The 19,966-nt window shown below is 65.5% G+C and carries 11 protein-coding genes; 7 read left to right on the top strand and 4 right to left on the bottom strand.

The genetic code is table 11. From position 1 onward, the window contains the following. Positions 1-55 precede the first annotated feature (55 nt). Positions 56-793, bottom strand: coding sequence for a GNAT family N-acetyltransferase (locus DMC61_RS17585; RefSeq protein WP_125690179.1), 738 nt, complete (start codon positions 791-793; stop codon positions 56-58). A gap of 48 nt (positions 794-841) precedes the next feature. Between DMC61_RS17585 and lxmK the strand changes: the two genes are divergently transcribed. The 3 genes from lxmK to DMC61_RS17600 all read left to right on the top strand — a co-directional run bounded on the left by lxmK (position 842) and on the right by DMC61_RS17600 (position 4,304). Next, positions 842-1,891, top strand: coding sequence for a class V lanthionine synthetase subunit LxmK (gene lxmK, locus DMC61_RS17590; protein ID WP_158634104.1), 1,050 nt, complete (start codon positions 842-844; stop codon positions 1,889-1,891). A gap of 2 nt (positions 1,892-1,893) precedes the next feature. Then, positions 1,894-2,805 (top strand): T3SS effector HopA1 family protein, encoded by a 912-nt coding sequence (locus tag DMC61_RS17595; protein ID WP_125690181.1) that lies wholly within the window; start codon positions 1,894-1,896, stop codon positions 2,803-2,805. A 275-nt stretch (positions 2,806-3,080) separates the two neighbouring features. Continuing rightward, complete coding sequence (locus DMC61_RS17600) at positions 3,081-4,304, top strand: MFS transporter (protein ID WP_158634105.1); 1,224 nt, start codon at positions 3,081-3,083, stop codon at positions 4,302-4,304. Here DMC61_RS17600 and DMC61_RS17605 read toward each other — a convergent pair. Both DMC61_RS17605 and DMC61_RS17610 read right to left on the bottom strand, forming a co-directional pair. Continuing rightward, positions 4,278-7,547 (bottom strand): BTAD domain-containing putative transcriptional regulator, encoded by a 3,270-nt coding sequence (locus tag DMC61_RS17605; RefSeq protein ID WP_125690183.1) that lies wholly within the window; start codon positions 7,545-7,547, stop codon positions 4,278-4,280. The two genes, DMC61_RS17600 and DMC61_RS17605, sit on opposite strands and share 27 nt — an antisense overlap. A 1,548-nt stretch (positions 7,548-9,095) precedes the next feature. Further along, the gene (locus DMC61_RS17610; protein WP_158634106.1) at positions 9,096-11,111 is read right to left on the bottom strand and encodes an RICIN domain-containing protein; all 2,016 of its coding nucleotides are present in this window, start codon (positions 11,109-11,111) and stop codon (positions 9,096-9,098) included. A 252-nt stretch (positions 11,112-11,363) separates the two neighbouring features. Between DMC61_RS17610 and DMC61_RS17620 the strand changes: the two genes are divergently transcribed. From DMC61_RS17620 to DMC61_RS17635, 4 genes are all read left to right on the top strand, one after another. Next, positions 11,364-12,422: a hypothetical protein gene (locus tag DMC61_RS17620; protein ID WP_158634107.1), complete on the top strand. Its 1,059-nt coding sequence runs from the start codon at positions 11,364-11,366 to the stop codon at positions 12,420-12,422. Positions 12,423-12,474: 52 nt separating this feature from the next. Continuing rightward, positions 12,475-16,725 (top strand): ALF repeat-containing protein, encoded by a 4,251-nt coding sequence (locus DMC61_RS17625; protein ID WP_158634108.1) that lies wholly within the window; start codon positions 12,475-12,477, stop codon positions 16,723-16,725. 71 nt (positions 16,726-16,796) lie between these two features. Then, a complete protein-coding gene (locus DMC61_RS17630) occupies positions 16,797-17,318 on the top strand; it encodes a hypothetical protein (protein ID WP_125690188.1) in 522 nt (173 codons plus the stop codon). A gap of 25 nt (positions 17,319-17,343) precedes the next feature. After that, positions 17,344-17,814 (top strand): hypothetical protein, encoded by a 471-nt coding sequence (locus DMC61_RS17635; protein ID WP_125690189.1) that lies wholly within the window; start codon positions 17,344-17,346, stop codon positions 17,812-17,814. A gap of 1,972 nt (positions 17,815-19,786) precedes the next feature. Here the strand turns inward: DMC61_RS17635 and DMC61_RS41155 are convergent. Then, a complete protein-coding gene (locus DMC61_RS41155; protein WP_158634109.1) occupies positions 19,787-19,954 on the bottom strand; it encodes a hypothetical protein in 168 nt (55 codons plus the stop codon). Positions 19,955-19,966: the final 12 nt, after the last annotated feature.

Consider the following 19,966-nt stretch of genomic DNA (forward strand, 5'->3'; position numbering starts at 1 on the left):
CCGATGCGGCAGACGTTTCGCAGACGCCGGATGTCTGCCAAGGTCGGCAGCGATTTCAGGGAATTCTGACGGTCGCAGGGCTTTCGAAGACTTCGAACCCGTGCCGCTCATAAAGCCGACGAGCGGGGTTACCGTCCGTGACCACCAGGCCGATCGCGCCGATCCCCTTTGCTGCCGCGCAGGCGAGTGTTCGCCGAAGGAGGATTGTCCCCGCCTGCGGGTAGGCCGGGTGCCGGAAGATGTCGGTGATCAATAGGCCACCCCAAGGCACTTCACCCGGGACCTGGTTGAGCAGCAGCCCTGCCACCACCGCGCCGCCGTCCCTGATGACAGCGCTGAGAGGTGACAGCGGCCCGTACGACGTGCCGTCCACCAAGGCCTCGAACCGGTCCTGCACCACGGCGCCGTCCTCGTACTCATCCCGGTAGTCGGGATGCCCCGGCGCATACGCGGCCCGCCACGCAGGGAACAGGCCGTCGACGGGCCCGGCGAACGGCTCGAACACCAGCGGCGGCACCGGCGCCAGAGCCTCCCAGTCTTCCGGCTGCCGCAGCGCGGACAGGTCACAGGTCATGCGGTGGGTCGAGCGGACCAGCCACGCACCTCGCGCTACCAGTTCGTCGGCGAGAGCCCTCGGTCCAGTGACCGCCCAGCCGGACATTTCACGAAGGGCCACGTCCGCGGCACCCTCCCCCAGGACCTCCACCCGGTCCGCCCATGGCCGCCCCGCGTTCTCCTTCAGGAGATAGGAAAGCACCGGAACGCCGTGAGCGTCGACGCGTGTCTCCCGCACCTTGACTCCCCTGTTAAGCCCCCTTGACCCGAGGTTAACATGGCGGCGATGGCAGAAATCGATTCAGCCGACGGGAACTGTGCGGACCAGAGGATTGTCAATTCACTGCTCGCAGAACTGGGCCTCGGTCCGCTGGACACCACGCCGCGAACATATGGCGGACGGCACCGAAATTGGGCAGGTACCACAGTTTCCGGCACCGGAGTCTTCGTCAAGCGAATCGTGCCCGGAACACTGGAGGCGGACCGCAGGATCCGCCGGTTGATCGCGCTGGAATCAGCGGACTGGGTGCCGGTTCCGCGGCCACGATGCCTCGGCTGGGACCCGAAAACCGGTTTGCTGGTCTACGAACTCGTCACTCCCGCGCGAGACGGCCGACAGCTCGCCGACGACGACGATTTCGACGAAACGATCGCCGACCGGATGGGGCGGCTTGTGGCGAAGCTGCACGACGCCGCTTCCCCGCCTTGGCTCGATGTCTCGTCTCCCCGGCTTCCGCCACTTGGTGAGATGGACGCGCTGCCGCTGGAGGTGTACCGCAACGCGTGCGCCGCCGAACTCGAGTTGTGGCGGCTGCTGCAGAAGGACGAGGCATTGATCGCGGCGCTGAGGCACCTGTCCGCCATTCCGGAAACGCTGCACACCCCGACGCATTGCGACCTTCGGCTTGACCAGTTCGTGATCGACGGCAGCGATGTCCAGCTCGTCGATTGGGACGAGCTCAGGCTGGCTGATCCGGCCCGGGATATCGGCGCCTTCGTCGGTGAATGGTTGTTCCGCAGCACGCTGGGCATCGCGCCTCCCGACGCCGCACCCGACCATGGTGCCATCGTCGCCAGAGGAGCCGCGCGGTTCGCCGCAGTGCGCCCGCTGATCCTGTCGTTCTGGCAGGCTTACCGGGAAATCCGCCGGGAGCCGGACACCGATCTCGGGCGTCGTTCCACGGCCTTCGCAGGCTGGCACCAGCTCGACCGGGTGCTCGCGGCGGCCGAGGGGCAGTCTCGGCTACTGCCGGTCGAGCGCGCCGCCGCCGGGATCGGCCGCGCCCTGGTGCTCGACCCCGGCCGGTTCGCCGCCACCCTGGGACTGACGATATGACCATGCTCTTCCCTGCGGGCGGCGGGTCGATCGGGACCGTGCTCGACATGCTCCGTGACGTCGAAGTGGACTCCCGGGCGAACCGAGCGGTCGTCGCCGGTCAGGTCCTGCAGGCAGGCGGCCGTGCCGAACTGCGCGCGAAGCTCGCGACGGCGTTGTACGACACCCTCCACGTCGGGACAGCCCTCGAAGCCTCGGTCTCTCCCGGTTTCCGCGACCGGCTGGCCGCTGCGGTGCCGCACGAGCTCACCCGCGCCCGCGGCCGTGTGTGCTCGCTCGCGACGCCGGACGAAGTCGTCATCGAGATCGACGGTGTCCGGGTCCGCGTGCCCTCTTCCGCAGTCGAGTCCCCGGTGGCCGGTGCGGTCACCGGGGTCGGGATCAACTGCGCCCGCCCGAACCTCGCCCCGGGATTTTTCCTCGTCGACGGCCCGCCGGGGCACGGCCTCGAGTCAGGCGACCACGTCCTGCGAATCTACCTGCACCTCGTCGAGCAGGGCATGGCAACCGCCGCGTGGCATTCGGCCCTCCTTCTGCTCGGAAGGCTCGGCGTCCCCTACCGCGCGAAGGTCAGCCTGTACCTGCCCCGCAGGGACGCGCTGGTCCTGTACCTTGGCCGACACGCATGGCCGGCTGCGCCGGGGATTGTGCAGGAACTGTCCAGCCTGCGAGGTCTCGGTGCAGCGGTCTCGGCCTACGCGCACCGGATCGCGGACGGCGTGGCGGTCGCCTGGGATCCTGCCGACTCTCGGCCAGGACACGGTGGGCTCAGCTTCGGAGAACACCGGTCACGGATCATCGCCGACGCACTGCTCGCCCCGGGCACCCGAGAAGATGAGCTGGCTCGTTTCCTGGCCGAGGGCAACATCGACGCAACCGGCGTTTTCCGGAACACGACATCCCCGGATTTGTGAATCAGATCACGCCTGTTGGCAGGTTGCCTCGGCAAGCACCCCCCGTGCAAGGTGAAGATCGCCAACAGGCACCTCGAATTCTTCGAAAGGTATCGTCAATGCACTCCGATGAGCTATTCGCGGCGTATGCCGAATTCACGACGCCGGCTGATCTCTCAATCTCGCCCGCCGACTCCCACGCGGGGTCGCGCAATACCGCGACCCCGACTTTCCTCTCCTACGCCGAAACCCGGCCGGAATCGGAGCGCGAGTAGATCACACGGTCAGGAGACACGGTGACCACTTTTCGGGAAGTCTTCGCCAATTCGGAGTTCCGGGCCATCTTCTGCGGGTCCGGCCTGTCGACGGCAGGTGATTTCTTGGCCAGGGGTGCGGTGACCATCGGCGTGTATACGTCGAGCCAGTCGACCGCGCTCATGGCGGTCACCTACGCCCTGACGTTCCTCCCCGACCTGATCGGGGGTGCGCTGCTGTCCGGCTTCGCCGACCGATTCAGCCGCCGGACCGTCATGGTCACCGCCGACCTGTTGCGGGCCGTGTTGGTCGCCGTGATGGCGACGTCCGGCCTGTCTCTCGCGGTGGTTTGGCTCCTGCTTCTCGCGGTGCGCCTGCTGGATGCGCCGTTTCGCGGCGCGCAGGCGGCAACGCTGTCACTCGTACTCACCGGCGACCGCTACGTGGTCGGTACCTCGGCCAACACCATGCTGGCCAACCTCGCCGTCGGCGTGGGCTTCACCGGCGCGGGTGCCGTCGTCCAGCAACTCGGCATGAACACGGCGCTCTACGTCAACGCGGGGACCTTCATATGTTCCGCGCTGCTGATCCGGTTCGGTGTCCGATCCCGCCCGGTGACGGGACCGGGCACCCCACAGGCCACTCGATGGTGGGGATCGCTGGCCGCCGGGACCCGGCTGGTCCGCGCCGACCGGCGGCTGCGCACGCTGATGTCCTTCGCCGTTATCCCCGGTATCTGCATGGTCGCGACCGCACTGGTCGCGCCCTACACGGTCGAGACGGGCAGTACCGAGGCCGCTGCGGGGGCCCTGATGGGCATTGGCTCAGCCGGCATGGTCATCGGGGTGTGGGCGCTGGCGAGGTGGATGCGCCCACAAACCAGGATGCGGCTGCTCGGCGTGCTCGCGGCAGCGTCGGCGGCACCGTTCATCGTGTGCGCCTGGCACCCCGGCCTCGTCGCCGATGCGGTCATCTGGTTCGTCAACGGCGCCGCGACGTGCTTCTGGGTACCGGTCACGACCGGAGTGGTGCAGTCCACCCCGGAAGCCATGCGTGGTCAGATGAACGGGCTGGTGTTCGCGCTGCTACGCCTGGTGCAGGGGACTGCGATCCTGGTTTACGGCCTTCTCGCCGAGGTACTCCCGCCTTCGACGGTCATCGCCGCGGCCGGCTTGCTCGGCCTGGTGACGTCTGGCGTGATCGGGTTCGCTTGGCGGCGGGTCGACACCAAGCCACAATCAGCCGCCGCAGATGTCAGCCAGTGACCGGCGGAGCGCGGACGTGTCCGGCAGATCGGTTCCCCGCAGGCACTCGACAGCGAGTCGGCAGCACTCGTCGGCGACGGCCGTGTCCCCGGCGACACGACGCGCCAACGCGAGAACCCGCAGAGCGCGCGCCTGGTCAAGCTGAGCCCCGAACCGCCGGGCATCGGCGAACGACGACTCGGCTAGCCTCTGCGCTGCATGGGTGTCTCTGTCGTCGAGCTCCGCTTGCGCCAGCACCACTTTCGCTCGCATGCGCAATATCTGCAGGCTGGTCTCTTCGCACAGCGATAGAGCTCTCCGGGCGAGCGAAACCGCCAGCCGGACGTCGCCGGTCGAGCGACTGACCTCCGCCTGTCCGGTGAGAGCGGAGATCTCTCCGTTGCGATACCCGATCTGCCGGCACATAGCCAGTGCCGAACGGTATAGCTGACCGGCTTCGTCCAGGTCACCGCCGAGCACACACACGGCAGCAAGGGCGGTCAGCGCCTCCGCTTCGTCCTCCCTGGCGGCGTTGCTACGGGCGATCCCCAGCGCCCGCCGGGCATTTTGGCCTGCGGCCACCAGATCCCCTATCTCCCGGTGGGCGCGGGATAGGTGACCCAGCACGTCGGCCTGGAAGTGACCGACCGAACCGCGGCGGAGCAGTTCCAGGGATCGGGTGAACTGCTCGATGGCTTCGCGACAGCGGCCGCGCAACAGCAGGATCTCGCCGAGGATGCCACGGACGTTGCCTTCCGTGGCCCGTTCGTCCAAGAGGTCGCGGAAGGAGATCACCCGCCGCGCAGCCGCTTCGGCCTCGTCGAGGTTCCCGCGCAGCAGCTCGGCATAACTCAGCCCGAGCCAGCCGAAGCGTTGCAGAGGCAGGTTCGCCGAGTTTGCGGCCAACACCAGGCCCTCACGGATCCGGTCCGCGCCGTAGTCGACCTTGCCGACGTCTCGGTCCATATTGCCCAACGCGATGAGTGAACGAGCCTGTCCCTCGGGGTGTCCTGCCTCCCTGTGTGCTGTGAGCTCTTTGGTGAAGTGGCGTGACGCGGCCTGGTTGTCTCCGTGGCGGAAGTTGAGCGAGCCCATGCAGGAATGAATCGCCGCGACCGCGGCGAGATCACCTTGGGCCACCGCAGCCTGCAAAGCCGCAGCGAAGGCCCGCATCCCCTCCTCCCGGTAGCGACCGCTCGTCACCAGGTACGGCCGCACAGCTTCGGCAAGAAACCAGGCAAACCGGACGTGGGGCCCCTCCGAAGCCTGGATCATAGCCGCCAGCACGTTGACGCACTCGGCGTTCATCCACGCGATCGCGTCACCGGGGCCCGCGAAGACACCCGGTTTGGCCTTGGTGAGCCCCTCCGGTCGAGGAAGCCACACATACGTTGGGTACAGAAGGTCAGCCGCTGACTCGGTGTGCCGCAGGTAGAACGCGAGAAGCCGGCTCATCGCCGCGTCCCGTGCCGGGGGCCCATCGTCCTCGGCGCACCGCTCTACTGCGAACACGCGCAACAGGTCGTGCAACCGGTACCTCGGCCCTCTGTTCCGCATGACCAGGTTTGCCGCCGTCAGCTGCTCGAGCTGAGCTGCGCAGTCGGACTGCCCGGCCAGCGCCGCGACGGCCTCGGCCGAAAAGTCCGGTCCGGCCACGAGTCCCAGCAGTCGGAACACCCGCGCTGCGGCGGAATCCAAAGTCGTATAGGACAACCGGAACGCCGTACGAATGGTGGCTTCCTCGTCCCCTTCGATCTCCAACGACGTCAGGCGATTGCCGCGCCGCAGCTCGGCAACATACTCGGCCAGTGAGCAGCCCGGCCTGCTGACCACGTTCGCGGCCGCGATCCGCAAGGCGAGGGGCAGAAAACCGCACAGGTTGGCCAGTTCGCGTGAGGCGGCAGGCTCCGCGCCGACCCGGTCGGCGCCGATCATGCTGGTCAGCAGTGTCAGCGCGTGCTCATCGGCAAGCGTGCCGACCTGGAACAGGGCCGCGCTCTGGAGGGCCACCAGCCCTCGGAGGTCGTTCCGGCTGGTCACGATCACCCCGCATCCCGGCGCGCTCGGCAGCAGCGGACGCACCTGGTTCGGACCGGCGGCATTGTCGAGCACGAACAACACCTTCCGACCGCGGAGCAAGGTGCGATAGAGCGCCACCAGCTCCTCCTGGCCTGACGGCAGGCGTTTCGTCGCTGCGCCCAGCGCAATGACGAAGCGGGCCAACACCTCAGTCGGGGTCAGGGCTGGCGCCGCTGCGTGGCCGCGCAGGTCAACGTGGAGCTGACCGTCGGGAAACCGGCCGCGCAGGTCATGGGCTACCTTGACCGCAAGCGCCGTCTTGCCTGCACCCGGCAAGCCCGTGATCACCACGACCGGAACGGTCGAAGCCGACGACAGTACGCCTTCGATCCTCCCCACCAGGTCGCCCCGGCCGACGAAGTCGGGCACGTCCGCCGGCAACTCGTGCGGCACCAGCTCGCCGGAGACGATTTCCTCGTCACCACTGGCCACCGACGATACCGCCGATGCCGGATCCCGCATCAGGATCTGCTCGTACACCTGCTGCAGCTCAGCACCGGGATCGACGCCGAGCTCTTCGGCAAGAGCCTCCTTGATCCGCTTGTACACCAAGAAGGCTTCTGCCTGCTGCCCGGAGCGGTACAACGCCAGCATGAGCTGGCCGTGCAGCCTCTCCCTGAGGGGCGCGGCGGCCGCGGCGGCCTGGAGCTCGATGACCAAGTCGAGATGCCGTCCGAGCTTCAGCCCGGCATCGAAGCAGGCTTCCTGCGCGGCCAGTCGCTCGTGTTCGAGCCGAGGCGCGTGGATCGTCCGCAGCAGATCCGATGGTATGTCGGCAAGAGCATCGCCACGCCAATGCGCGAGAGCTTCGCGCAGAATTTCGACCCGCCGCTCAAGTTCCCCGGCGTGCCGAGCCCGATCGACCAGCTCCCGAAATCGGTCCAGGTCCAATTCGCCCGGCTCGACCCGAATGCGGTATCCGCCGGCCATAGTGATAATCCGGTCAGATTCGCCGATGACCCGGCGCAGACGTTGCACATACGTCTGCAATGTCGCACGGGCCCCCCGCGGCGGGTCCTGGTCCCAGACCTGGTCGACCAAGTCGTCGGCGCTGACCAGGTTGTTGGCGGACAGAAGCAACATGACCAGGAGGACGCGCTGCTTCCTCGCATTGACAGGGACGAAGATACCGTCGTTGACCACCTCGAGCGAACCGAGCACACGAAATTGCAGGCCTCTTCGCACTGGGCCCCCTCCCTGGCGCCGACAGTCGCGAGCGAAGATCTTAGCAGTCCAACCACACAAGGACAGCCGACCGGACCCGTTCGGAAATCGCTACACAGGTATTCAGAAGTGAGATGTCGTCCATAGTGGCTCACTGCTCCCACTCGGGACCCCGGCCGCGTCGGCGCACAAATCGGACAATCAGCATCGTCGCGTGCACTCCGGTTCGGAGAATGCCTCTTCCGCGATCATGCGATCGCCGAAGACAATGCAAACGCGCGTTCCGACACGTGTCCAAACACTCACGCCAGGCCTGCCGACCCCAGGGCTCATGATCGCTAGGGATTCGCGCGCAACCTCGACCCACTTCGCGTGGAAGCCAGGACGAACCATCCACACTCGCCATCTCGTCGACCTTTCTGGTCGCGTTACACAATCCATCCTGGGCCGTTCGTGGTTTCGGACGGTGTTCGAGCGCAAGACGGTCGCACATCAGACCACCCCGTCCACCTCGTCCTCGAACGAGGAGCTGACGCGTACGCGCACGGGGACGGGATCGAAATACAACAGTCATCCACAGGTTCACTGCCGGCCACCATGCACTAGCCATGTACCAGCTATCTGCCGCAGTCGCGTGAGCGCGAGAACGCGGTTAACGCACAGTTGTGGGCTGGATGGGCAAAGACGACCACCTGCTATCTTCGACCTCGCCACTCGTCTGGAGCAGTAGCGGCAGAATCACAGCTACACCCCCAGCTCGAGCGATGCCGCCACCGCGGTGAAGGACGAGTACGACGAGGCGGTAAGCACCCATTCCGACCCTCACACTAAATTCTCCTGGAGCAGATCTGGAGCACGCTGTCGGATACAGCTGCACCCAACGACGTCGAACCGCATCGATCAAGCCACAACTGCTCCAACCGACCAGCGAGTTCTCGATAACCGCAGGTCAGCGCCTTGCGTGAACCTGACTGGCAGTGAGGGGGTCAGGGGTTCGAGTCCCCTTAGCTCCACAATATGAAACACCGCCCACCTGGCAAACTTGCCGAGGTAGGGCGGTTTTTTCGTTGACCTCACTTGAGAATTGGCGCGCCGAACTTCAGTTACTGTTCAGTAGCTGGAGCAAATCTGGAGCACGTCGTCCTCACCCTGCCAAATGGGGTCACATCCTCTGCTCCAGCTATGTAGCCCAACTGGGTAGATCTCCTCGAGCACACGGAGCGCTCAGACCGCCGACGTCGATGAGCTGCTGCTTCCCTCGGATTAAAAGTTTGCGACTACCCGGTGTCGCCGAGAGTCACTCTGCACCGCTCGCGCAGGTTGACACGAGGGGCGTTCACCTTCGAGTGTCGTGTAGTGCCTGCCCATGTCGGGCACTGCTTCGGCACAGGAGCACCCCGGCGGGTGCGCAGTTGCCGGTTGCGAGGCTGCCGGGCTCGTCGAGGTGCAGACCATCGTCCACGAACACGCCGGAGTCTGCACTGCGCCGGTCGCTATCCGGACGTCGATCCACGGATCAGCGAACGAACTGTGCACCCGCTCGGGCGCACAGTTCGTTCGCTGAGGTGACTATGCGGTGGTCATCTGGATGATGGTCCATCGCTGGTTGACCGAGCCCGTGCCGTCGTACTGCGAGATTCCCGAGCCGTTGGCGGTCTGCCAGCCGGTGACGTCGGCGAATTTGCCGGTCAGGGCGCTGGCGAGACCAAGGGTGTTGTTGTCGCCCTGGACGAACACCCACTGCTGAGCACCGCCGTAGTGGCAGCCGAACTGAATCAGCGGTGTGCCGTTGGCGACCTCGCCGTAGCGCACGTCGAGGCACTTTCCGGAATTCTTGTTCTTCAAACCGTACTTCTTGTCGCCCAAGGGGACCAGTTCCCAGACCTGTTTCACGCCGCCGGCGCAGTCCCAGAGTTCCGTGCCGGCAAGGTCCGCGTTGGCGCCCTGGTTCGGCGTGCCCCAGAGGCCTGCGACCTGGATGCAACGGCCGGAGTGAACACCCTTGATCTGGATGGTGCCGAGTCGCATCTCGACGGTCCACGAGACGTGGGTCGGGTCGATGAGGCGCCACCGCTGGTCGATCGAGTTGGTGTTGGTGTACTGCACGATCAAGGTCGCGTTGCCGGTGCCCGAGTCGGCCGCAGTGGCGAACCGGCCGGAACCGACGTTCTTCAGCTGGAACGTGCCGTCGGCGTTCTCCAGGAATTCCCAGCGCTGGTTCGTGTGGTCGTTGCACGGGTTCTGGATCACGTTGCTACCGGCGATGTCCAAGCACATCTTGGACGCGAGGTTCTGCAGACGGTACTGGCTGTCGCCGGTGGCCTGCAGCTCCCAGACCTGCTTCGGGCTGCGGGCGCAGTCCCACAGTTCGCCGCTGGCGCCAGGGGCGAGCGCGCCCTGGCCCGGCGTGTCCCACAGACCGGCGACCGACAGGCAGCGGCCGGACTGGATGCCCTGGAGTTCGATGACCCGCTTGTCGGCGGGCTTGATCAGGTCGAGCTTGGCTGCGGCGTGCTGGCCGGTGAGGAGGAACTCGTTGCGCTGGGCGGTGGTACCCGCGAGGGCGGCCCGGGCCGCGGCGACCAGGTTCGGCTGGTAGCCGTCGCGTTCGGCCTTGTCGAGGATCACCCGGATCTGACGTTCGGCCTCAATCGCGTCGAGCCGCTCCTGTTCCTCGATGTCGACCTGGTGTGCCTCGTGCACACCAGTGAAGATGAACGCCTTCCACGCCGCCGCGTCACGGCTGTCGTACGCGGTCTGGGCGGCGGCCTTGACCTTGGGGCCGATGGCGCGCTTGATCACCTCATAGATGAACTCGTGATCAGGCAGGTTCTTGAGCTCTTCGGTGGCGGTCCCCTTCGTCGCGGCGGCCCAGGCACGTTCCTTCGCCGCACGGTTCGCTTCGCGCTCGAGGCGCTCACGTTCGAGTCGCTCGGCTTCTTCGATCTTGCGCTTCTTGTCGGCGGCGGACGCGGTGTAGATGCCCGTGACCACGAACTCCTGACGCTGGTCGTCCGTGGAACCCGTCTTCAGGACGGCCGCCGCGCCCTTCTTGACGTCGCTGCCTTCCTCCGCCATCTCCCACAGCTTGAAGACGAAGTTCTCCAGCGAGCCGTCGAGAAGGCTCTGCGGGACGGTGACCCAGCCGATCTCGGCAGCGGCGGCGAGGCGCTGGCGGTCGCGCTCGGCCTTCTTCGCCAGCTCGATCTGGTCGAGCCGGACAGCATCGAAGATGCCGGTCTTGATGAAGTTGTAGCAGGCGAGCTCGTCGGTCGTGTCGGTGAACGCCCTAAGCGCGGCAGCCTTGACCTGACTGCCTTCACGGGCCTTCTGCCACAACGTGATCACGAAGTTCTTGTCGCTCATCACCGCCATTTCGGGCGTGAGGAGGAGGTTGAGCTCACGCGCGGCGGCGGCCTTCTCGTCGGTGGTCGACTCCTGCACGGCCTGCGCGGACGCCGCCGAGGATGGAGTGGGCTCGGCCGCTTGTGCTGGAGCCGCGGCGACTCCACCAGCCAACGTCACCGCGATGGACAGTGCGGCGATTCCACGCACGCCGCGACCGGCCAGACTGACTCTGGACAAAGAATTCTCCCCCTTTGAGACTAACGAATGCGCCTGATGGACTACGCCGTAAGTGGTGCCTTGACGCCATTAGTCACTGTTTCTTGAACCCTGGCATGCTCTACGCGGGGCCAGCAACCGCGAGTGGTCTAGATCACTGATCATCTGCGTTCGAGGCGTGCTAAGAATTATGCGAGCGTTGCGCTCGTCAGGCTGTTTGTTCGGGGGATTCATTTGAGGGGGAACAAATTGGGCCGTCATGCACTCCTGCGCGTGGCGCTGGCCACCGCGGTCGCTGCCGGAGGGATCGTTTCGACAGGCGCACCCGCAGCGGCAGCCGGGGACGTCATCATCGCGACCGAACCGGCTGACCAGGTGGAACAGGCGGAACGCAGCCGAGTTCGGCGGATCGCGACGCGCGACTACCGCCCAGAAGTAACAGCCGAGGCCTGGCACGCGATACTCAGTTCCAGAGGGGCCGAGGCGATCAGGGAATTCCTGGATTCCGGATATCAAAAGGCAAAAACCCGAGCGGCGGAAACCGTAGCTCGTAATACCCGATACATTGGCGATGTCAACCGGTTTTCAATTCCCGGAAGCGCGGTGCGCGCTACGTCTTCCCGTGTTCTGCTGGGCTCGGACAGTGAAAAAGCCGACTACGTCCAGAACGGGCTTGCGAAAGCGCAAGAACTCGACCGTATCAACGACAACAGGTACGACGAGAAGATCGCCGTACAGGCCCGCGCTGATCGTGACTACGTGACCGAGCTCGCCGCACACGATCCCGGTCCCCAGGTGCGCGCGGCCGCTGGACGCGCGTTGTCGGTTGGCGACGACGTCGCGATCGGGTTGTTCTTCAAGTATTACTGGGCGAGTGCCGCGAAGCTGGACGACGAGGCGTTCCGCCGCAACACAACCGATCTGAACGCCGTTTGGCACAGCAAGATCCGCTTGCTGACCGAGGCCGCGCTGGCCGCCGAGAAGGCGGAACGCGAGTCGAGCGGCGAACTCGCCCGCAAGGCCCGCGCCGACGCGATCGCCGCGTGGCGTTCGATCGACGACCAAGCAAGCCAATCCTCCGTGGACTGGGCGGCCGAACGAGACAAGGCGGCCGCTCAGGCCGCGGCATGGGCAGGTGTCGCCGCACACGCCCGCGCCGCTACGACCGGGCAGGACTGGGCCAGTGTCATCGCCCGCGCCGAGCAGGGCAACACGTCATGGGCCGACGAGGCCGAGTGGGCCCTCCAGCAAGCCGGCGCCTGGCAGGCGATCGCCGCACAAGCACGAGCGAACGCCGCAGCGGCCACAGATCGGGACAGAGGGGACCAGTAACCGCATGAACAAGAGATCGGCTGGCGCCACGATTGTGTGGCGCAGATCCGTGATGGCCGTGGTCCTCACGATGATCATGGCCCTGCTGGGTGGTCTTGTCCCCGCCGAGGCTGCCGCGAGGCCCGCGAGGGCACCGGCTGTCGCGGCCACGGCCGCCGTGTCGGAGGACCCCCCTCCCCTAGACGACGAGGACCAGTTCAACCGTGAGCTGGTCGAGGACATCGCCAAGCACGCGCCCGACATCGAGGTCCGAGAGGCCGCCCAGGCGGCACTAGACTCGAACGATCCGGCGAAGATCCTCTGGTTCCTCGACTACGGCGAGGCGGAGGCCAAGGCCAAAGCTGCGGAACGCAAGCGTGTCACCGCGGCGAAGAACCGGGAGCTGGTGCAGGGCTGGGCGAAGACCGGCGGCCCGCATGTGCGTGCTGGGGCGCAGGCGGCGCTCGACTCCGGCGACGACAAGGTGATCGCCGACTTCGTCGCCTATGGCAAGGAGATCGCCGAGAAGCAGGACCAGAAGGACGCCGAAGACTCGAAGGCCGAGCAGGACCGCATCATTGGGCGCGTGCGGGACATGGTCGCGCACGGCGGACCGCAAGTGCAGGTCGAGGGCGAAGCGATCCTGCTCACCGGGGACTACGCCCGCATCCGCGAGTTCTACCTGACCGGCTATGCCGAAGCGAATCAGCGTGACCACGACTTCCAGCAGGTCATCGAGAAGGCGCTGGAAGACCGCAACAAGGCGATCACCGAGCTCAACGCCCTGGCCCGACGCGCGGAAGCGGCGGCGGACGCACGCGCGGAGATCATGCGCGCGAACATCAACGCGGTCAAGGTCATGGAAGACGGCCTGTTCGCGATGCAGATGGCCGTGAAGGCGGCGCACAAGGCCGACAAGATCTTTCAAGAGGACAAGCCCGGTCGCGCAAACGGCGCCAAGGGGCGCAACCAGGACATCGACGCACTGCGTGCCGAGGCGACGGAGTACGCCGCGCGCGGTGGCCGCATCGCCTTGGAAGCCCAAGGCATCAACACCCAGGTCCACAACGCCGCGGCCCGCCTCGTCGAGACCGGCCTGACCAACGGCCTGGACTGGGCCAAGGTCACCATCGGCATCACGCACGCGGTCGAGGCGACCGCACTCGCCGCCGAGACCTCACAGCACGCGGCTGAGGCGACGCTCGCCGACAGCCGGGCCCTCGACGCGGACCGCAACGCTCAGGAACACGCGAACAACGCCCACAAGTACCGCGCGGAAGCCGAACGCCAGGCACAGCAGGCGGTCGATCTGGCCGCAGCGGCAAGGGTCCAGCGAGACATCGCGATCGCGGCCCGCGACCGCGCCGAACAGCAGAAGAACCTCGCCGCCCAGAAGACCGCGCAGGCCAAGCAACACGCAGCGAACGCCCGCACCGCGCGGGCGAACGCGCAGGGCGCGGCCAAGCACGCTATCGCCAAGTCCAAAGACGCCACAACCGCCTACAACAACGCGGTCCAGCACAAGGCTGCCATGGACGAGACGGTCCAGAAAGCCGCGAGGCTCGGGAAGGAACTCGAGGTCGCCGAGGGTCTCTTCGGGCAGCACGCCCAGGTCTATCACGCCTACGAGAAGAAACTGATCGAAGCGCGTCAGCGAGCCGAGGACCTCGGCGGCGAGGCCTGGGACGAGTACCGGCGCATCGAAGGAGAGACCAACAAGGCCAAGGCCGCCGCCGCCCAGTCGGAGGCGTGGGCGAGCCGGGCCAGAGCCGCCGCGGCAACCGCGCGTGCCGAGGCGCAGAAAGCGACGAACGCGGCGAACGAGGCACATCAGGCTGCGCTGCGCGCGAACCAGGAAGCGGTGACCGCACGCCGTGCCGCTGACGAAACGCACCGCCTCTCGTTAGAGGCCGCCAATGCAGCGGTCGCCTCCAACAACGCGGCCGAGATGGTGCAGCGCGAGGCCGAGTCCGCAGTGCGTGAGGCCAACCAGTCCGTATACCAGTCCATGATCGCCGACCGCGCGGCGGCCGCCGCGGCCGCCTCCGCGGAGCTGGTCATCGACCCGGTGCGGGCGGCGGAGGCCATCCTCAAGCCATACGCGGGGATCAACGCCGACGCACGCAGAGCGCTGGCAAGCACTGCCGAAGCGCTACTCATCAGCGAGGAACAGTCCCGTCTCGCGCGAGAGAAGGCGACCGAGGCCGCCGCAGCAGCGGTTCGCGCGCAGAAAGCGGCAGACGAGGCCGTCGCCGATATCAAGCCGGCTTACGAGGCGGCCGCCCGCGCCGTCGACGCGGCGAACGCCGCCGCGCAGGACGCACTCACAGCCAACGACGCGGCGAACACGGCGGCGCAGCACGCGAACGCCGCATCAGGTTCGGCGGCCACGGCCGCGCAGTGGGCGAACTCGGCCCGTTCGGACGCGACGCTGGCGACCCGGTCCGCCAACGCTGCCACCTCGGCGGCCACGGCGGCGGGCCAAGCTGCGGGAGCGGCGGAGAGGCTCCGCAGCGCCGCGCTGGAAGTCGCCAAGGGTTTCGACGCCTTCCAGAACTCGATCATCGAACGCTTGAACCAGGTCACCGACGTCCGCAAACGGTACGACGAGGCCGTGCGGATCGCCACCGCGGAAGCCGAGCGCAAGCGGCAAGAGCTGAACGCGCTGACGCTGGAAGGCCTGGCTGGCGCATTCGCGTGCAAGCTGGCCACGACGCTGCCGCAATGCCAGGCGCAGCTGGACAAGGTCAAGCGCCAGATCGGCCCGGCCCTCGACGCAGTGGGCAACTACATCGAAGATTGGCTATTCTGCACTTCCGGCATCGACGAGGAAGCCTGCACGCGGTACCACGAGAAAACAAAGAAGGTCCTTGAATTCTCCTGGGAAGCGATCAAGGGCTTCGCCGAGGCCGCGGTCAGCCCGTTCGTCACCGTGTGGGAGGTCGGCGGCTGCGTCATCTCGGGCGTTGACTCGGGTGACTGGTCCAAGTGCAAGGCGATCCTCGACGGCGCCATCTACGCCATCGAGAACCCATATATGTGGATCAACCTGCCCGAATGGCAGACCAACCCCGGCAAGGCGTTCGGCGGACTGCTGTTCGACGCCACTGCCGCCGCCGCGACCATCTACGCGGGCGGTACCGGCGGCGCGGCGTGGAAGAGCGTTCGAACACTGTCCAAGAAGATCGACGGCGGCTCCGGCCCGCTGTCGAAGATGGTGGCCGGCTTGGAGCGCTATGCGGTCAAGCTGCACGAGTCCGTTCGCGACAAGCTGCCGAACGCGGTCGGTGAGCTCCTCAACCTGAAAGCACGCTTCGACAACGGCGAGGCCAAGTTCGACGGTGCCATCGCGGTCGTCGACGAGCGGCTCTACAGGATGGAGCCCTTCACGATCCGGCCGGAAGGATCGCCGAACCTCGTCGACGGGGCGACCATCCGCCTCGAAGGCGGCACGCTGCGGATCGAGAACGGCCTCGCGAAACTCGACGGCGCCAAGCTGAAAGTCGAGCCGCCGAAGCAGTGCGTCGTCGGTGTCGCTGCCCGTGCGGCTGCTGGCTGTGGTGGCGGCTATCCCCAGCCGGTCGAAGGTCCGGACGGCTACAAGCACGACATCGGCAAGCTGAAGATCAGACTCAGCCCGGAGGAGAACAAGTGGGCCAACGACCTGCTCGACAAGGCCAAGACGGCCGCGCCGGACATCACCAAGTCCGTCGAGCAGGTTGCGGCTAGAACCGGCGGACAGCGTTATGGCAAGCAAGGAAGCGAGCTCAAGTCCGCAGAATCGCTCAAGCGAAAGCTGTTCGAGGAACTGCAACCCGAGACAGCTGGAGCCAGCCACAAGCCGATCTCTGCGATCGCGAACGAGATGAACGATTCGGTCCGGTACACAATCTCATTCGCGAGCAACGATTACGCGTCGCGCGTACTGGCCGCACTGAACGAGTTCGGGCCGGGTTACCAGGTCGTCAGGCTGAAAAACTTCTGGAAGAGAAACATGGCAGAAGGCGGCAAGACCGATGGTTATCCTGGCATCAACGTCACGTTCAAGACGCCTGATGGGTTGCTGTTCGAGGTTCAATTCCACACGCCGGACGGCCTCCACGCCAAGGCGTTGGAAACACCGAACTACGAGGACCGCCGAGCGAACCGAGCCGCGCAGAAAGTGATCGAGAACGATACGAACTTGTCCCGGGAGGAGAAAGAGGGGAGGTTGAGGGTCCTGCAAGAGGAGCAGGAGGAACTCGAGCAGCAAAAAAGGCGGATCTGGGGCGAGGTGCCGAGGCCTGTCGGCGCGATCTTGATCGAGGAAGTACCCAGGGGCTGACAACGGCCACAATAGACCTGCCCCCTGACGCCTGCCAGGGGGCAGGCGTCGCATCGAGAGACGAGGTTCACATGAGTCCCGAGTACCAGTACTACGCCATCTCCATCAGGGGCAACGACCTGGGACTTGGGCCGACACAGATCTGCCGTCGATGGGTGGACGAGGACGGGCAGCACGACGAGGTGTACACCAAAGAGGCATCGTGGTCCGCCACGTCGGAGTTGGTCGAGGCAGAGTCCAGTCAGCTCGAGACCGAGGCACGCGCGATCTCAGCGAGGTTGGCATTGAATCTCGTAGAGATCCAGAGCGGTCGTGGCGTCAGTTACGAACCAGCCGACGGGAGGTACAGCTACTTTGCCTGGCTGGCTGACGACAAGACTTCATTGGACGACGCGCGGCAGGTCATCCGGACGTGGAAGAGCCCTCAGGGATACAGCATGGAGCAGTCGTACACGTTCGATTCCGAGTGGGAGAGGAGCTATCTGTACCAGGACGTACGCGACGCGCGAAAGAGCGGCTGGCTGAAGCCGATCACGGAGGACGAAGCCGAACGATTCAAGGAAATCGTGGCACGCCGGCGTGGCCAGGGCTAGCCCGCTTTCGCAGAATGAGGACTCGATGGACCGTCGGTACCAGTACTACGCGATCATGACGACTGCCTTCCCCTGCGTAGAGGAACCAGCACTGGTCTGCCGTCGATCGGTTGACGCGCAGGGCGTTGTGCATGAGGAGGCGTTCACCCACGAACTCGCCTGGGAGCCTTCGAGGGAACTGAGCGATGTTGAGGCCTATGGAAGCGCTGAGATTTGCCCGGTCACCGAGGAGGCCGGGCTCCGGTTCGAGGCCACCCAATCCGCCCGTGTGCACATGTTCGACCCCGTTGACGGGAAGTACAACTACTTCAAGCTCGTGGAGCTCGACAGGACAGTGCTGGCGATCCGGACGTGGATCAGTCCTCAGGGGCACAATCTGGAGGAGACGCACACGGCATCGGGGTGGCGGCGCAGCCGCGTCCGCAGCAAGCTCGAACGCGACAGCATGGGCGGCGATCTCATATCGATCACGCTGAAGGAAGCGGAGAGCCTGTGAGTTCCCGCCGATGCAGGGCTAGGGACCGATCGGGTTGACGCGCCAGCTCGCTGAAGCCGTTGCCGTGCGGGTCCCCGATGTTGAGCTGGCTCGACCCGAAATCGGCACGCCTGTGAAAACGGAGACGAAACGGAGCCCAATGGCGCCGAGGGAAATGTGAATCCAACTCGCATAACGCGACATATCAGCAGGTCAAAGGCCATGTTGATCTTGAGCCGCCAAGGGGACTCGAACCCCTGACCTTCTGTTTACAAGTCCCCTCCACCGCCATGTAAGCCAGTGCCGCGAGATGCCGAATTTTGACCATCCATGCAGGTCAACGTGAACCTCAGACTGCGGCGGGTGTCGCGCCGTGCCATGCCGTGCCGGGCTCTACTTCGGCAACGGAGCCCAATCGGAGACGTCGTGGCATCCCGGGTCCTGTCGAACTGGCTGAACAAGGCGAGCCACATGTCCTGCACGAAGTCCCCGGCCTCGTACGGGGTGTAGCCGCACTACTGACGACATGCCACACCAGTGGCGCCAGGTCCTAAACTAGCCGGCCCAATGCTTGGCCTCGTGAATCGAATGCGGCAGATTCGACCGCCCGCGGGTAGCGGGCGGCCGCCATGCTCGGCGCGGCGCAGATCCTGCTGGCGTGAATGTGCTTTACAGGGCTGTTTTGCCGCTTGTTTCTTCTGAGCTGACGGTGCCCGCCCGGGGGAACAAGCCGTAGCGCCCGTGGTCTGCGTTCTTGGTGAAGGAGATGTCCCGTGTCCCGGACTCCAGGTGGTTCGGCGGGTTCTGGTTCTCCAGGATGATGATTTGGCCGGAGAAGTTCGTCTGGATATCAGCGAAGAACCGGGCTGAGAGGCTGGTGGTGTCGAGGATGTCGCCGCTGTTGTCGGGTTCGTCGTTCGGGTCCGGTGGCCGGTAGACGACGAGGGGGGGAGTCGAGTATGACGAAGCCGGGGTGGGGAGGTCGTTGTCGAAGCAGTACTGGGCGAGTGAGATGGTGAAGGCTGCGTGCAGGATGGCCCGGACACCTTTGCCGTGGGCGGAGCGCAGCCGGTTGCCGGATATGATGTCTTGTTTGTCGTAGTTGTAGCTGGTGGTTTCGGCTTCCTGTTCCTCCCGTAAGGCTGGTATAGCGGCAAAACGCCCATCCCCAGGTCGCCCTGTTCCCTTTGGTCCCCTACGGGGTACGGTCCGCGCCGGCCGCTCCTGCCGCGTGCACGATCAATCCGCCGCTCACACCAATTTTCCTGGAGCAGTCCTGGAGCACGCCGTCGGTTACAACTGCGCCCAACGACACCAGACCACATCGGACAGAGCACAACTGCACCAGCCGACTAGCGGGTTCTCGATAACCGCAGGTCAGCGCCTTGATCGAACCTCGCTGGCAATGAGGGGGTCAGGGGTTCGAGTCCCCTTAGCTCCACAGTACGAAACCCTCCATGATCAGCGGAACTCCCGCAGATCATGGAGGGTTTTTTCGTTGGACCGATGATCTTCGGTGATCACCTGAAGATCCGCGGCGGGATCGATCTCGCTGCTCTGCGCCTGCTCGATGATCAGCAGCAGGCGCCGGGCCGATGCGCGCGGGGCTCGCGGGCTTTGCGCCAGCGGCGCTCGACTTCAGGGCGACGTGGCTATAGGTCTCCACGTGCGGCTGTCGAACTGGCGAGACTGACTCGCTGGAAGGCTTCGGGATCCAGTGGAGCCTGGCAGGAAACCGCTACTGCGCCCACACTTGTCCGGGACAAGCGGCCCCTGCGCCGATGAACCGCCAACCATCCCATCGGTTCACCGCGCGAGCCGACAACACCGCATTAGACGGCATCACCGATCAATCGGAGCCACTGCCTGAAGACACCTGTCATCCACCCGCTCACGACTTCGCCTTGCTGCGCAAGCTCGGTAATTCCACGGCAAGATCGCAACTCTCACACCTTGAGAAACAGCGGCGACGAAAACCTTGCCGTTCCCAGCACTAATCTCGTCGTTTAGCGCTGCGCGAGCGAAATGCCGCGCCCAGCAGGGCGCCGATCGCGGCACCGATCAGGGGAATCCCGATCGAAGGAGCCTGGTTGACCCAGAAGATGACTCCTGTTCCGCACAGCACTATCAGGAAGATGTAGCCCGCGCTGTTCTTTGACATTTTCGTCCAATC

It is taken from the genome of Amycolatopsis sp. WAC 04169, from assembly GCF_003947535.1.
GTDB lineage: Bacteria > Actinomycetota > Actinomycetes > Mycobacteriales > Pseudonocardiaceae > Amycolatopsis > Amycolatopsis keratiniphila.